The following is a 14,637-nucleotide window of genomic DNA, read 5'->3' on the forward strand; positions in this document are numbered from 1 at the left end:
GCTGGCCAACACCCTCACCGCCTGCTGCCGCGCAAACAAACTCCCCGAACCAGAAGGCCTGACCGCGTGATATACGCGGGGGCCGGATCGGACCCTTCGGACCGGCCCCCTTTTTTGGCAGGTAAAGTTCCAGCCAAATTGCTCCCTGACTGCCCCCTGACTGCATGGACAAAGCGCCCTGAATGGGTTTGACAGCCGAACAAATCGTGATATCCCTGTAATCCCAGTTGGTTACAGGTGAAGACACTGTTGTGTCTGACGCATTCGGGTTGAGCTATGCTAATTCATGCACAAAAGCGGTATGACGTCTAAAATAAGTATAATCCAGAAGGCATTTTCGCTGCAGCGTGTGGTAGCGGGTTTGGTCTTTCTTCCTTTACTTGCATATGCGTTTCCACCCTTCCATGATTCTGACCTGTCATTTGGATTGCGGCTTGTATTCTGGGCCGGAGTGATGGTCCTTGCTTTGATGGTGACCGGGCTTGCCAGAAAGCTGATGCGGAAGAATCCCGTTTTCCTGAATGTTCCGGCGCGGGACCTGGCGTTTGTTACTTTGACCCTGGCATTGTTCACGCCCTCACTTTGGATGTTGGCCTGGGTTCTTTTCACCTGTGGTGGATATATGGCACCGGACGCCGAAAGGGTTGTGGTTTATGGCGCTTTGTTCGCGACTGGCTTGATGCTTGTTCAGCGCAACGATCTGAATGCTGCGGCAAGTACTGAGTCTGATCCTGAAAAACCACGCCTTGTCAAACGCTTGCCACCCGGGTTCAACGGGAAAATCTATCGCCTGACTGTTCGGGATCACAACGTAGATGTTGTCACCTCAGAAGGCACCTTCACGCTTCGGTCGCGTTTCACAGATGCAATCGCCGAGATGGAGCCTGTCCCGGGTCATTGTTCGCACCGTTCGCATTGGGTCACCGACGCATCCATTGCAAGTGTCGAAAGAGAAGGCAGCAAAACCTTTCTGAAACTGGTCAATGGCGATCTGGTTCCGGTCAGCCGGAAATACAAACCCATGCTGGAAGAGGCCGGCCTGATCTGAACCTATCGCGGCATTGGCATCAAGTGAGGAAGCGGGCCTGTGAGGATCGCCATCGCCTGCGAACCCATGAGTGCCGACAGCACATGATCCGAACTGCGCAGTCCCCCGGTAAAGGTGCCATACGCCGGAAGTATCAGGCGATGATCGTTCAGCAGAAAGGCGGGCCGTGAAATATGACGCCCCTTGATCCTGACCCGGACTTTTGGATGGTAATGGCCGGAAACTTCGCCTCGCGCGGGATCCTGCGCGATATGACGGAAAACAAGCGGACCACGGTGCCATTCGAACAGATGGGTTCCACCCAGCTCAATAGGACCGGGATCGTGGTTCCCCTCAATCCAGATCCACTGACGTCCGGACTGTAAGGTCGCGATCCTTAGCATTTCTGATTTTGGCAGCGCCCGGGCAGCCTCAAGATCATCGAAGCTGTCGCCCAGACATACAACGGTTTTGGCGTTCGTGCGCGCCAGATCATCCTTCAGGCGGTCCAGCGTTTCACGGCTGTCATAAGGCGGAAGCGAAGGCCCACCACGCCGCGCCACGCGCTCGGATTTGCCCAGATGCAGGTCCGACACGCACAGCAAGCTTTCGTCTGGCCACCAAAGCGCACCGGACGGCAAAGCACACAAGCACTGACCAGCAAACGGAAACCCAAATTCGTTCATGATACGTTCTTGGCCTGTTTCAGAGCCCGGCGCAAGCAGATCAAAGCTGTTCCAACCCCGCCGCTTGCAGCAGCCGTGCGCTTTCCTCCGCCAGAAGCCTTTCTTCGGCACTGCCTTTCACCGGCACTTTGCCAACCTCAAGAAACAGTGGTGCTGACAAGGGCGAGACACGCTCGAGCCGCACCAGATCGATTCTGTCGCCAATTCGGGCCAACATTGTTTCGATCCGACCGAAATCGACAAGCCCGCGCATGGCTTCTTCGCGGGTGATCTGCATCAATAGGTGATCGGGATCGTATTTCAGCAAGGTGTCATACAGGATATCTGACGAAAACGTAGCCTGCCGCCCGCTTTTGCGTTGCCCTGCCATGTTGCGTTCGATCAGACCCGCAATGGTGGCCGATGCACGAAACGTGCGCTTCATAACGGCGTTACCTGCCAGCCAGGTGTCCAGTCCGTCGCGCAGCGCATCGGGTTGAAGCAACGGGCGGGGATCGGTAACCGCGTCCAGACCCCAGATCAGCGTGGCATAGTCCGTGGCGACAAACCCCAGCGGGGCCAGTCCGGTTTCCTCCATCCGTTTGGTCAGCAGCAGGCCCAGTGTTTGTTGCGCGTTGCGACCAGCAAATCCGTAGACGCACAGATGTTCACGCCCATCGCTGGGAAAGCTCTCGATCAGCAGACGATCACGCTGGGGCAGGCGGGACATCTGGCGCTGCAAATCCAGCCATTCAGCCGTATGAGGGGGAAGCTGTGGCCAGTCAGTTTGGGCAAACATGCGCAGAATGCGGTCGCTGAGTTGCGTGGAGGTTGCGAATTTCGTGCCCGAAAAGGTCGCAATCTTTGGCTTTCGGTCAGCGCGCCGCGTGACTTCGACCACCATCTCGCGCAGTCCCTCATACCGCACGATTTGCCCGCCGATCAGGAAGGTGTCGCCGGGCGTCAGCGAGGCAGCGAATGCTTCTTCAACCTCACCCAGAGGTTTGCCGCCCCGGTTACGTTTCAGACGAACTTTGAGCGTATCCGTGTCCTGAATAGTGCCTAGATTCATACGAATGCGCGATGCGGCGCGTGGGTCGCGCAACTGCCATTGCCCGTCGGTACGCTGCTGCAACCTTTGCCAGCGATCATAGGCTTGCAGAGCATAGCCGCCGGTGGCGCAGAAATTCAGGCAGGCGTCAAACTCTGCCCGCTTCAGCTGAGCGTAAGGCCCGGCGGATGTCATCTCGGCATATAGATCATCTGCGTTAAATGGCCCGGCGCAGGCGGCAATCAGGATATGCTGGCACAAAACATCGCGCGGGCCGCGACCGCGGGGTTCCCCATCCAATTCATGGGCTTTGGCGGCCTCTAGCGCGGCGACGCATTCGACCACTTCGAAGCGATTGGCAGGCACCAAAAGCGCCTTGGAAGGTGCGTTATAGCGGTGGTTGGCCCGTCCTATCCTTTGCACCAGCCGTTTGACATTCTTGGGCGCGCCGATCTGGATCACCAGATCGACATCCCCCCAATCGATGCCCAGATCCAGCGAACCGGTGCAGACGATCGCGCGCAAGTCACCTCGAACCATTGCCGCCTCGACCCGCTCGCGCTGCTGCCGGTCCAGACTGCCGTGATGGATGCCGATGGGCAGACCGTCATCATTGGCCAGCCAAAGATTGTGAAAGAATATCTCGGCCTGGGCGCGCGTATTGTGAAAGATCAACGTGGTCTTGTGATGCTTGATCTGCTCCAGCACAGCTGGGATGGCATAAGCCGCGCCACCACCAGACCAGGGTGGCATCTGTGACGTTTCCAGCATTCGGATATCCGGGTCCGGGCCGGGGTCGGCCTGTACAATCTGGCAGGGATCAGGGTGGCGGGCCAGAAAGCGGGCAACCGCAGCAGGATCTTCCACCGTCGCCGACAACCCGACGCGGCGCAGATCGGGATTGAGGCGTTGCAGACGCGCCAGCGCCAGAATCAGCTGATCCCCGCGCTTGCTTTCAGCCAGTGCGTGGATTTCATCGACGATGATCCGCTGCACCCCTTCAAACATACGCGGCGCATCCTCGTACGAGGTCAGCAACGCCAGACTTTCCGGTGTGGTCAGCAGGATGTGGGGCGGATCGGCCCGTTGGCGTTTCTTTTGCGTGGCCGAGGTGTCACCGGTGCGATCCTCGATCCGAATAGGCAGACCGATCTCATCCACCGGGGTGCGCAGGTTACGTTTGATATCCGCTGCCAGCGCCTTGAGCGGCGAGACATAGATTGTGTGCAATCCATTGTGATCAGCATCCGCAAGTTCAGCCAGCGACGGCAGAAATCCGGCCATGGTCTTGCCGCCACCAGTGGGCGCAATCAACAGTGTCGCCGGGCTGCATGCGCGGTCGAACATCTCTTGCTGATGCGGGTGGATGGACCAGCCTTTGGTGGAAAACCAAGTGGCAATCCGTGCGGGAATCTGCGTCATGAACGCAGACTACCCGCCCCGGAGTGGTAATGGCACGGCGTTATTTGACGATTTTCTCGTCTTTGACGAACATGTTGGCCCAGGCCCGGTCGATCAGTTCCGGGCTCATCTGATAGGGGATGCCTTCGAACTCGCAGATCGAGATCATCTGGTCGATCAGGAAGATCGGTTGATAGTTGGCGTAGATATTGTTGATGGTCGGGTACTTGACCTTCAGCAGATGCACCAGCGCCGCCTCATCCAGCGGCATCCCGCGTTTGCGCGCAACCATGGCGAAAATCTTCAGGAAGTTTTCCTGATTCGGGCCGTCGATCTTGATCTTGAAGAAGATCCGGCGCAGGGCCGCTTGGTCAAAGATCTCGTTCGGGTGGAAGTTGGTCGAGAAAATGACCAGCGTATCAAACGGAACTTCGAATTTCTCACCCGATTGCAGGCCCAGGATATCCTTGTTTTCTTCCAGTGGAACAATCCAGCGGTTGACCAGCGCCTGCGGTGGTTCGGCCTGACGGCCAAGGTCGTCCACGATAAAGATGCCGCCCGTGGATTTCAGCTGCAGCGGTGCCTGATAGGTTCTTGCCGTGGGGTTGTAGACCAGGTCCAGCATACTAAGCGACAGTTCACCGCCGGTGACCACGGTCGGGCGTTCACACTGTACATAGCGTGAGTCGAACCGCTTGCGGCGGCGCAGGCTGTTCGGGTCGTCGGCTTCCTGCTCGATCGCGGTATGCACGATCGGGTCGTAGACCGTGATCACCTGCCCCGCATATTCGATGGCATAGGGGACATAGACATTGTCCCCCAACGCATCGCGAATGCCGTTCGAGATGGACGACTTACCGTTGCCCGGCGGGCCATACATCAGGATCGACCGGCCTGCACTGACCGCCGGGCCCAGATGATCCAGCAGGCTGTCGGGCAGAACCAGATGGCCCATGGCATTGGTCAACTGGTCGCGCGTGACCTGAATGTTGCGGATCGACTGGCGCTTGACCTGCTCGCGATAGACATCCAGCGGAACGGGCATCGCACCGAAATACTCGGACTGGCTGAGGGCATCCAGAGCGCGGGCCTTGCCGGCATCAGTCAGCTGATATCCCATCTCGTTGCCGCTGTTGGCGTTCAGCGTCCCCATTGCCTCAAGCAGCTTCTGCTCGCGTGCAATGTCGATCAGCTCTTGGGTCACAGCGCCAGGCAGACATATGGCCGCAGAAACTTCTGACACGGTGCTGGTGTTCTTGCGGAATATGGTCTTCAGCAAGATATCCCGCATCATCACCAGCGGAAGCTTCATTTCGCTTAACCCCTTCGGGGTAGGGGGGGCCATAACAGAGGAAGTCTGCATATTCATGCGCGGTGCTCGTTCGTCAAATTGTAACGCCAACTGCCCGAATAAGGGCGACTTGAAGGAAAAATGACCCAGCTTTGTGGCGGGACAAAGGCAGCGGCAAGGCGCGCTGATGATAGTTTACGAACCGAGAACAGTACCCAGAATCAGATACATGGCCAGCGAGCCACCCAGTGCGAACCCCATGGGGAACTGTTTGCCCCGATCCCAACTTTCCCAATGTGGCGCAATGGTGCGCAACCTTGTGATTTTAGCCAAACGATGCGTGACCACGGCGGCCAGAATACAGGCGGTCAGAATAAGCAGCACCAGCTTTAGATCGCCAAGCCAGACAAATGGCGCGGACGCGGCAAGAAACTTAGCGTCGCCCGCGCCCATTGCCCCTGACGCGTTCAGAAGAATGCCGAAAATCAACACCACGGGGATATGCAGAAGGTGCCAGAAATAGATCGGCATCGACACATTGATCAGCAACAGATGACCGCTGACCGCGCCGGTGGACCAGGGCGGGATGGCAACCAGCCCGACCACGACAAAAATCAACGCCAGCGCAACAACTGCATGGTTTTTGATCCGCATCTCGCGCATATCCGTGAAGGCCACGTAAAAGCAGATCGGCAGCACGAAGGGCAGGAACCATGCCGCCGCCGCAGCGGGGATTTGCATGTGTCAGGCCTCTTCAAGCGCACGAAGCGAGCGAACCGCTTCATCGAAATGCTGCGGATGAGTGGCAATAGCCTCGCGGAACAGGTTTTTCGCGGTTTCCACGTCGCCTTGTTTGACTGCGGAAATACCCATCGTATTCAGCAGTAGCGCCCGTTCAACCTGGGTCATCGGCACCACAGGAAGGCTATAGTTGCCCTGCGCTGACCGGGCCAGCACCAGATTGTTCTTGGCAGTGAACAAAGAGCTGTCCTGACGGACTGCGTCGGTAAACAGGCGTTCGGCCTCGGCATACTGGCCACGGGTTAGTTTCGAATACCCCCAATTGTTCATCACGCTGCCCGGGCGGGTGGTCAGCCCAACGGCCGTTTCATAGAAATGATCAGCCCGCTTCCACTCTTTCCGGGAATCCGCGACCACCGCCTCAAGACGGTAGCGTTTGAAGGTTTCGAACGTTGGAGGAACCGAATCCAGAACGGTTTTGGCCTGAGACCAGTCGCCATTTCGTACCAGCGCATCGGCATACTCGACCTTGTCTGCGGCGTTCGTACCCTTCATTGTCGTCACGCGCTTCCATGCTGCTGCCGCTTCGGTGGTGCGTTTTGCGCGTCCCAGGGATATTGCCAACCCGCGCTGAAGATCGATGCGATCAGGGTTTTTGAGTGTGGCGCCGTGAAAATAGGTCACCGCCTCGTTCGGGTCGGCGGCACTCAACAACACATCGTTCAGGTTGGTTTCGTCAATGACGTTCACTTCCTGAAACGTCCGTTCCACCTTTTCCTCTTCGGTTTCCTTTGCACAGGCCGAAAGGATCAGACCGCTGATAATAACAGCCGGAATCAAGAATTGCTGGCGCATTTTTTGCGTCCTTTACTGCTCTTGCCTCGATTACTGGATTTTGCGTAGCGCGAATTGCCCGTCGCCAAGCTGCTCCAGTGTAAATTCTTGTTGTTCTTGCGGGATATTATTAACAGGATTTTCCATTTTTGCGAGTGCTAAGCGCAGATTGTCGCGGATTGCGTCACTTTCGCCATTGTCCAGCGCGTAAGCCCGTTGAAAGACCTGCGCCGCTTCGGGGTACTCCTGTTTCTCCATCAGTAGAACACCCAGATTATTCCATGCAACAGGCCAATCCGGATCGCCTTCCACGGCGCGGCGCAGCAATTTCTCGGCCTGCCCTAAACGCCGCAACCCAAGATTGGCCGTACCCAGAGAGGTCAAGACCTGTGTCGTCATACCCTGGTCCAGCGCGGCGCGGGTAAAAGTATCAAGCGCCAGTTCGTATTCACCGGCAGCCATCAGCCGGTTTCCGACCTCGATATTGTCTTCTGCTTGTCCCCTGGGATCAACTCCCGGCGCATCCAGGCCGTTCGGCGACAGGCCTTCTGTGCAAGAAGCCACCATGGTGCAAACCACGGTGGCCTTAAGTATTCGGCGAAACCCGGAAGGGAAGCACCAGAATTCAGCTTTCATAGGGTTTTATCATCCTGCGCGCCCGAAAGTCGAAATGACATTCGCCGACGGGCCGACCAGAATGATCAGCAGTGGCGGAACTGTCAGCATCATTGTGACAAGAGTCATCTTGGTAGGCAACTTGTTCGCAGCCTCTTCGGCGCGCATCACGCGTTTGTCACGCATCTCTGAGGCGTAAACCCGCAATGCCTCGGCAATGGATGTACCGAAAGTCGCCGACTGGATCATCACGGTGACGAATGAGTTCACGTCCTGTACGCCGCAGCGCACTCCGAAATCGCGCAAAACAGTGTCTTTGTCCTTACCGGCTTTCATCTCGTGTGCGACGGTTTCGAATTCCTGTGCAATATCTGGGTAGGAGGATTTCATTTCACCGGACACGCGCACGATGGCCTGGTCCAGTGATTGTCCGGCCTCAACACAGACCAGCATCAGGTCAAGCGTATCTGGAAAGCCTGCGGTAATCGCCTCTTTGCGTGCTTCGACCCGGCGCGTGATCCAGTATTTCGGCGCGAAATAACCGATTGCGGCTGGCACGAATACCCGGATCATCATCTGCTGGCCGGTGAACTCCTGACCGTTTGACAGGACCGTAATCAGCAGAACACCGACAACGATACCAATGATACCCAGCGAAAACTGCGCAAAGTGAAAGAACCGGACCGCATCTTTTGACCGGTATCCCGCCTGACGCAGCTTCAGCTCAACCGCCGAATACTCTTCTTCGTTTTTCGGTTCCAGGAAAGTCGCGAATTTCTCAAGCTGCTCATTGCGGCTGGAGTTACGCAGTTGCTCTTTCTTGCTTTTTTTCGTCGCCCGGGGCGCCGCATTCGACCGCTGAAGCTTTTTCAGAGGATCTTCCGGCTGGCTCATGATCAGTGAGACAGCGACAAGAACCATGATCAGGCCAAGTACACCCACTACGATCAGGGGGCCGAACTCACCCAGGTGTTGGGTCAGCAGGTCATTGATGTTGGTCAGAAATTCCATTGTGCTGCCCTCAGACCTTGATGTTGGTGATGATCTTCATGACGATCAGGTTCAGTGTCAGCAAAATGCCGACAACGAAACACGCAGGGATGAACCAGGGGTGATCCAACACTTCGTCATAATACCCCGGATCCTTGACCAGGATGAAAATCAGACACGCAATTGGGAAGCCAGACAGGAACTTACCTGACCATTGGGCTTCGGCCGTGATCGCCTTGACGCGCCGGAACAGGCGGAACCGCGCGCGGATCACCTGTGCCAATCCAGCCAGAATTTCAGCCAGGTTACCACCGGACTGCTGCTGAATACCCACAGCAACCGCGAGGAACCGAAGATCCTGCATGTCCAGACGTTCGGCCATATCTTTGAGCGCCTCGCCCACATCGCGTCCATAGGCGCATTCATCCGCGATAATACCAAACTCGGTTCCCAGCGGATCCTGAACTTCGTTGGAAACAACCTGAATTGTCGAAACGAAAGGATTACCCACACGAAGCGAACGCACCATCAGCTCAACCGCGTCAGGCAGTTGCTCTTCGATCATGCCCATACGTTTCTTGGCCTTGTGGTTTACCCACGCGTAAACACCGCCAATACCGATGGCGATTGAAATCGCGATGCGCAGCGCCGTATCCGTCGCGGTACCAATGCTCAGACCGACAAATGCCATGGCCGAGACCAGAGCCATGATCATGATCAGCTGACGGGGTGAAAACGCAATCGCGGCTTTTTGAGCCTTGTCAGCAAGCAGCGAATACAGAGGAATGCTCTGTGATTTCATGTGCTGCTGCATTTCCTTGCGCAGCTGCTCCAGAACCTGTTCGCGCCCGGCACCCTTTTCCAGCATGTCCAGACGCCGGTTGACCCGGCTGTTCAGGCTGATGGATTTGCCGAACGCAACCAGATAGATGCCCTCGACCAGGGCAAGAACCCCCACAAAGATGGCGACATAGATGATCGCCTCCATAGGCAATTGCATACCCGGTTCTCCTACATTGTGGTTGGGTCGTAGATGGATGCGGGCAGATCAAACCCCCACAGACGGAAGCGTTCCGAATAGTGGCTGCGCACACCAGTTGCCGTAAAGTGACCGATGATCTTGTTGTCAGGTGTCAGGCCAACACGTTGAAAACGAAAGATTTCTTGCATTGAAATCACGTCACCTTCCATACCGGTAATCTCGGTGATCGAGGTCATGCGGCGCGAACCGTCCTGCAATCGGCTGGCCTGAACGATCAGGTTCACAGCGCTTGCGATCTGGCTGCGGACGGCCTTAATGGGCATTTCGATGCCGGCCATCGCGATCATGTTTTCCAGACGTGAAATCCCATCCCGGGCCGAGTTCGCGTGGATCGTGGTCATCGAACCGTCGTGGCCAGTGTTCATGGCCTGCAACATATCGATCACCTCGGCGCCGCGTGTCTCGCCGACGATGATGCGGTCAGGTCGCATACGCAAGGCGTTCTTCAGACAGTCGCGCGGACTGACCTCACCTTTGCCTTCCACGTTGGGCGGTCGGCTTTCCATCCGGCCCACATGCGTCTGTTGCAGCTGAAGTTCCGCTGTATCCTCGATGGTCAGGATGCGTTCGGCATCGTCGATAAAGCTGGACAGAGCGTTGAGCGTAGTCGTTTTACCGGAACCGGTACCGCCCGACACGATAACGTTCAGTCGGGTCGACACGGCAGCTTGCAAATAGGCAGCCATTTCTTCGGTGAACGCACCAAAATTGACCAGATCATCGATACCCAGCTTGTCTTTTTTGAATTTACGAATCGAAACCAGAGACCCATCAACCGCGATAGGGGGCACCATGGCGTTGAATCGCGATCCATCGGCCAGTCGGGCGTCAACATAGGGGTTGGATTCATCGACACGACGGCCTACCGCGGACACGATCTTATCGATGATCCGCATCAGGTGCTTTTCATCCTTGAAGGTGATGTCGCTGATTTCCAGCTTACCGGCACGTTCGACGAAAATCTGATGCGGTCCGTTGACCAGAATATCGTTGACCGTATCGTCCTGCAGAAGCGTCTCAAGCGGGCCAAGGCCTGTTACTTCGTCATAAAGTTCTTTGTTCAGCTGCGATCGGTCGTCGCGATTCAGAACGATGTTCCTGGTTTCCAGAACTTCGCTGGCGATTGCGCTGATTTCGGCTCGTAGCTCCGCTTCGGCGGCAGTTTCCAAAGCTGCCAGGTTCAGGTTCTCCAGCAACTCGCGGTGAAGTTCGATCTTGATCTCACTCAGCCGCTCTTTGCGTTTTCGATCACGATCTGCCCCGGCAACCTCGGCCGTTTTTTTCTGAGGTTTGCGTACGACGGCCGTTGCAGCGGGGCTGGGGGCAGCTTGTGCGGCAGGTGCCGCCGTTTCGACCGGCTGCGCTGCCGCTTTGACGGGCTGCGCTGCTGGCTGTTTTTTATATCTTGAAAACACGGCGATCCCCCCTTGGGATGATGTTACGCAGCTTCAGCGCTGCTGCTGCCAAGGCTGTGAAGTGATTTGGCGAGCTTCGCGATTTCCCGGCGAAGCGGGTTCTTGGCGGCTGAATTGGCCAGCGGCAAACCATGGTCGCCACTTTGCATGACAGGTTTGCCCCCATCAGGCAGCAGCAGATCAATAGAGATGCCAAGGCTTTCCCCCATACGTTTCACGCGGCTTTTTCCATTCAGGTCGGTGAATTTTGGGGCCCGGTTCAGCGCAAAGCGCAGCTTGTTGAAGGGCAGTTCTTCGGCCTGCAACGCGCGCTTGAGGCGCAGGGCGTTCTGAGCCGAGCGCATATCAAGCTCGATCATTGCAAAATATACATGCGCCGCCTGCAAGACCGTTTCCGACCACAAGACCAGCGTTTTGGGCATATCCACAACCACATAGTCGAAATGCGTGCGCGCCACGTCAATCACGCGCTGGATGTCTTCGGGGGTAATCAGGTCCAATGGCACCATGTCGGATGGTGCAGTCAGGACCTGCAGTTTTTCTTCATAAGTTTGAAGAGCTTGTGAGAAAACCTCGCTGTCCATCGAATCCGTATCCGACAGCATTTCGAACACCGTCTCGCGGCGTGCTAGGTCCAGATAGGTTGAAACCGTGCCGTATTGCAGATCCAAATCGATCAGACAGACAGACGGGGCATCCTTGTCCGAGGCACAGGCCAGTTCCCAGGCCAGGTTTACCGCCAAAGTCGTGGATCCCACGCCACCAGCAAGTCCCTGAACGACGAACAACGCGCCTTCCTTTGATTCGCCACTTGCCAATGGAACAGCTGCGGCTTGCGCCATGACAACCGGATCGGGCTGCTTCATGCGTTCTACCGCTTCCTGCAATTCACCTTCCGGAAGCGGGTAGGGGACAAACTCGTCCGCACCCTTGCGCAGCAATTGGTGGAGCGAAGCAGGTGTGACGTCCTCTGCGATCAAGACGACCTTGATCTTCTTTTCCTTGGCCCGCGTGATGATTTCACCCATCAATGACAGGTTGTCTTCATCTTCCCCGTCGATTGCCAATGCAACGAATTCAAGTGCTTCGGCTTCTGGCTGGCTGAAAAAGGCCAGCGCTTCGGCAAAGCCCAGGTCGCCCCAGCGCTCGCCCAGAATGGTTTCCATGTCTTCAATCAGAAGGTCGAAATTCTGGACATCCCGGCTTATGGTGCAGGCCAGGATTGCAGAATTTTCGTCTTGCGGCGTTGCGCTGGTCATAAACACTATCCTCGTCGTGAGGGCTCAGCATGTCATATGAACGAATTCCGCCAGATTGATGTGCTGTCGCCCCAATACGGTCAAATTTGGCCGCAGGTCACCCTATTTTTCACAATGTTGCTTTGAAGTTGGGCAAGAATTGGGCGCAAAAGAACCAATTGTAGGGAAATGGGCGACGATGTCGCCCATTCTGCTTGTATTATCCACCAATGCCAGCGGCACTAGTTGGCCGTATCTGTTGTTGATACATCTTCGATCACGCTCTTCCACGTCGCACTTTCAACGTATTCGCGATAGATGATGTTGGCGTATTTGCCGTCCAGCAGCTGCGGGTGACGGTCAACAAAGCCAGAAACTTCCGTTACCGTCCGGCGGTTGCGGCGATCCCGATTCGGTGTCGCGATCAACGGCTGCGTTTTTCCAAAGGATACAACGGCTTCAAGACGTGAACGCGAGATTCCTTGCCGTTCAAGGAATGCGACTACTGCCTGTGCGCGGCGTAGACCAAGGCTCTTGTTGTAACTGGTTGATCCTACAGCATCTGTGTGTCCGTAAACCCGGAACCTGGCTTCGGGGAACTGTTTGATCCAGTCAGCCTGCTGCAACAGTATGCTTTGCGCTGATGCGTCCAGTTGCGAACTGTTGAAGGCAAAGTTCACTTGGCTGGGCACATCCGCGGCAAATCTGCGCCCAAGAATCTGAGCATAGGTCAACTCGCCGTTTTGAACCTGGATATTGTTCAATGTCGCGTTTCCAAAGGTTCCGGCATCGATCTCATATCCGACCTCGCGCGTACATGCGGCAACGGCGACCGTAAGACCCAGTGTGATGATCCACTTCTGCATTGGTCCTATCCTCCTGATCAATCTAGGACGTAGCCGTACGAGCTGCCAAAATTCTGTTTGGCAACTTCGGATGCTCCGCCGGCTCCGGGACGCTGTGTGCGAGCAACCCGACCATTTGCGAACAGGTCAAATTCGCTGGGTGGTTTGACTCGATCGGTGGGAAGGGCTAGCGCCTCGCCACGCGTCGGCGTCACCAGATGCGCCGTTATGATGATGACAAGTTCACTTTGTTCGCGCTGATAGTCAGCGCTGCGGAACAAGGCGCCCAGAACCGGGACATCTCCCAGCCACGGCACTTGGTTGACCTGGTCAACAAAGTTGTCCTGAAGCAGCCCTGCGATGGCAAAGCTTTCCCCGTCGCGCAACTCTATAGTGGTCTTGGCTTCCCGCACGATAAAGCTGGGAACGGTGTCTCCATTGATCGTGAAGTTCGTGCTGGTGTCGATGCTCGAAACCGAGGTGCCCATTTCCAGATTGATCAGGTCGCCGTCCACAACCCGCGGGATGAAGTTCATATTCACACCGAAGGGTTTGTACTCGATTGCCACGACACCGTCGTCTTGCGGCACCGGAATCGGAACCTCACCGCCAGCCAGGAACGTTGCTTCCTGTCCGGACAGGGCCGAAAGGTTTGGTTCGGCAAGGTTGCGAACAAGGCCCTTCGACTCGAGGGCTTGCAGCAGCAAGTTGACCTGAGCTGATCCGACCCCGAAGCCAAACAACAACGTACCATTTTGCACGGTGACAGGGGGAACAAGGTTCTGCGGATTGAAGCCACCGACAAAATCAGTGCCCGCAACTGAAAGTGTTGAAGAAAGCTCTTTTGCGACTGAGCGATTCATCTCGGCAAAGCGTACTTTCAGCATCACTTGCTGCACGCCACCTACAGACATCAGGTTCGATACACGTTCGGGCGCGTAGCGTTCAGCCAATTCAAGTGCGCGGGCCAGTTTGGCGGCGCTTGAAACCGTGCCGGACAGTACGATGCCATCATTGGCGGTGCGCACTTCAATCTGCTCACTTGGCAGGATCTGACGCAGACGCTCTTTAAATTCGGTTACATCGGGCGAGACCCGGACACGTACGTTGGCAAGCAGATTTCCTGCGCCATCAAACAGTGTTAGCGTGGTCAGGCCAGGGGCCTTGCCCAAAACATAGATTGTGCGATCCGAAAGCGAAGAGATATCCGCAATGCCTGCGTTGGCAATGCTGAGCTCTGCAAACGGTTGTTCGCTTTCCACAACAATCGCGCGATTCATCGGAACTTCCAGCGTTTCCACTGTGCCCTTTTTCACCACGCGAAGGGTTTCAGCCCAGGCGGCATCGCCGACCGGGCTCATAACAAGCGACAACCCCAGCAGGGTTGCGCTGATCCAGGAACGTATTGTCATGTGACCTGCCTCTCCGATCACGCCTCGTTTTTTGGGTCTTATGCCCTATGTGCTAAGAGACTGCGCGAAA

At 56.2% G+C, this 14,637-nt stretch carries 14 protein-coding genes; 1 reads left to right on the forward strand and 13 read right to left on the reverse strand.

Annotated features, from left to right (window positions below; all coding sequences use genetic code 11):
- Nucleotides 1–247 (reverse strand): hypothetical protein (locus ACR0ES_RS10855; RefSeq protein WP_480870622.1); only part of this gene is annotated, 247 nt, incomplete at its 3' end.
- Nucleotides 248–496: 249 nt separating this feature from the next.
- On the opposite strand from ACR0ES_RS10855, the gene ACR0ES_RS10860 reads away from it, so the two are divergent.
- The gene (locus ACR0ES_RS10860; protein ID WP_480488517.1) at nt 497–1,048 is read left to right on the forward strand and encodes a LytTR family DNA-binding domain-containing protein; all 552 of its coding nucleotides are present in this window, start codon (nt 497–499) and stop codon (nt 1,046–1,048) included.
- A gap of 2 nt (nt 1,049–1,050) precedes the next feature.
- Here ACR0ES_RS10860 and pdeM read toward each other — a convergent pair whose 3' ends face one another.
- From pdeM to ACR0ES_RS10920, 12 genes are all read right to left on the reverse strand, one after another.
- The gene (pdeM, locus tag ACR0ES_RS10865) at nt 1,051–1,713 is read right to left on the reverse strand and encodes a ligase-associated DNA damage response endonuclease PdeM (RefSeq protein WP_480507732.1); all 663 of its coding nucleotides are present in this window, start codon (nt 1,711–1,713) and stop codon (nt 1,051–1,053) included.
- Nucleotides 1,714–1,753: 40 nt separating this feature from the next.
- Complete coding sequence (locus tag ACR0ES_RS10870; RefSeq protein WP_480870624.1) at nt 1,754–4,165, reverse strand: ligase-associated DNA damage response DEXH box helicase; 2,412 nt, start codon at nt 4,163–4,165, stop codon at nt 1,754–1,756.
- A 40-nt stretch (nt 4,166–4,205) separates the two neighbouring features.
- Nucleotides 4,206–5,513, reverse strand: coding sequence for an ATPase (locus tag ACR0ES_RS10875; RefSeq protein WP_480473719.1), 1,308 nt, complete (start codon nt 5,511–5,513; stop codon nt 4,206–4,208).
- Between the two features lie 117 nt (nt 5,514–5,630).
- Nucleotides 5,631–6,176, reverse strand: coding sequence for a prepilin peptidase (locus ACR0ES_RS10880; RefSeq protein WP_480473718.1), 546 nt, complete (start codon nt 6,174–6,176; stop codon nt 5,631–5,633).
- 3 nt (nt 6,177–6,179) lie between these two features.
- The gene (locus ACR0ES_RS10885) at nt 6,180–7,031 is read right to left on the reverse strand and encodes a tetratricopeptide repeat protein (RefSeq protein ID WP_480773933.1); all 852 of its coding nucleotides are present in this window, start codon (nt 7,029–7,031) and stop codon (nt 6,180–6,182) included.
- A 30-nt stretch (nt 7,032–7,061) separates the two neighbouring features.
- The gene (locus tag ACR0ES_RS10890; RefSeq protein WP_480586136.1) at nt 7,062–7,646 is read right to left on the reverse strand and encodes a tetratricopeptide repeat protein; all 585 of its coding nucleotides are present in this window, start codon (nt 7,644–7,646) and stop codon (nt 7,062–7,064) included.
- 9 nt (nt 7,647–7,655) lie between these two features.
- Entirely contained in the window at nt 7,656–8,636 is a 981-nt protein-coding gene (locus tag ACR0ES_RS10895; RefSeq protein WP_480604995.1) for a type II secretion system F family protein, read from the reverse strand.
- Between the two features lie 10 nt (nt 8,637–8,646).
- Nucleotides 8,647–9,615 (reverse strand): type II secretion system F family protein, encoded by a 969-nt coding sequence (locus tag ACR0ES_RS10900; protein ID WP_267363023.1) that lies wholly within the window; start codon nt 9,613–9,615, stop codon nt 8,647–8,649.
- A gap of 11 nt (nt 9,616–9,626) precedes the next feature.
- On the reverse strand, nt 9,627–11,072 hold the full coding sequence (locus ACR0ES_RS10905; RefSeq protein ID WP_267363024.1) for a TadA family conjugal transfer-associated ATPase: 1,446 nt from the start codon (nt 11,070–11,072) through the stop codon (nt 9,627–9,629).
- Between the two features lie 23 nt (nt 11,073–11,095).
- Nucleotides 11,096–12,331 (reverse strand): CpaE/TadZ family protein, encoded by a 1,236-nt coding sequence (locus ACR0ES_RS10910; RefSeq protein ID WP_480773932.1) that lies wholly within the window; start codon nt 12,329–12,331, stop codon nt 11,096–11,098.
- Nucleotides 12,332–12,552: 221 nt separating this feature from the next.
- Complete coding sequence (locus ACR0ES_RS10915; protein ID WP_480484368.1) at nt 12,553–13,176, reverse strand: OmpA family protein; 624 nt, start codon at nt 13,174–13,176, stop codon at nt 12,553–12,555.
- A gap of 17 nt (nt 13,177–13,193) precedes the next feature.
- Entirely contained in the window at nt 13,194–14,567 is a 1,374-nt protein-coding gene (locus ACR0ES_RS10920) for a type II and III secretion system protein family protein (protein ID WP_480773931.1), read from the reverse strand.
- Between the last annotated feature and the right edge of the window lie 70 nt (nt 14,568–14,637).

Source organism: Ruegeria sp. N7 (assembly GCF_056531345.1).

What these genes read in the sequence shown, in the direction of transcription:
- ACR0ES_RS10860 (WP_480488517.1), top strand. Translation starts at nt 497, where the DNA reads ATGCGGAAGAATCCCGTTTTCCTGAATGTTCCGGCGCGGGACCTGGCG.
- pdeM (WP_480507732.1), bottom strand. Translation starts at nt 1,713, where the DNA reads ATGAACGAATTTGGGTTTCCGTTTGCTGGTCAGTGCTTGTGTGCTTTG.
- ACR0ES_RS10870 (WP_480870624.1), bottom strand. Translation starts at nt 4,165, where the DNA reads ATGACGCAGATTCCCGCACGGATTGCCACTTGGTTTTCCACCAAAGGC.
- ACR0ES_RS10875 (WP_480473719.1), bottom strand. Translation starts at nt 5,513, where the DNA reads ATGAATATGCAGACTTCCTCTGTTATGGCCCCCCCTACCCCGAAGGGG.
- ACR0ES_RS10880 (WP_480473718.1), bottom strand. Translation starts at nt 6,176, where the DNA reads ATGCAAATCCCCGCTGCGGCGGCGGCATGGTTCCTGCCCTTCGTGCTG.
- ACR0ES_RS10885 (WP_480773933.1), bottom strand. Translation starts at nt 7,031, where the DNA reads ATGCGCCAGCAATTCTTGATTCCGGCTGTTATTATCAGCGGTCTGATC.
- ACR0ES_RS10890 (WP_480586136.1), bottom strand. Translation starts at nt 7,646, where the DNA reads ATGAAAGCTGAATTCTGGTGCTTCCCTTCCGGGTTTCGCCGAATACTT.
- ACR0ES_RS10895 (WP_480604995.1), bottom strand. Translation starts at nt 8,636, where the DNA reads ATGGAATTTCTGACCAACATCAATGACCTGCTGACCCAACACCTGGGT.
- ACR0ES_RS10900 (WP_267363023.1), bottom strand. Translation starts at nt 9,615, where the DNA reads ATGCAATTGCCTATGGAGGCGATCATCTATGTCGCCATCTTTGTGGGG.
- ACR0ES_RS10910 (WP_480773932.1), bottom strand. Translation starts at nt 12,331, where the DNA reads ATGACCAGCGCAACGCCGCAAGACGAAAATTCTGCAATCCTGGCCTGC.
- ACR0ES_RS10915 (WP_480484368.1), bottom strand. Translation starts at nt 13,176, where the DNA reads ATGCAGAAGTGGATCATCACACTGGGTCTTACGGTCGCCGTTGCCGCA.
- ACR0ES_RS10920 (WP_480773931.1), bottom strand. Translation starts at nt 14,567, where the DNA reads ATGACAATACGTTCCTGGATCAGCGCAACCCTGCTGGGGTTGTCGCTT.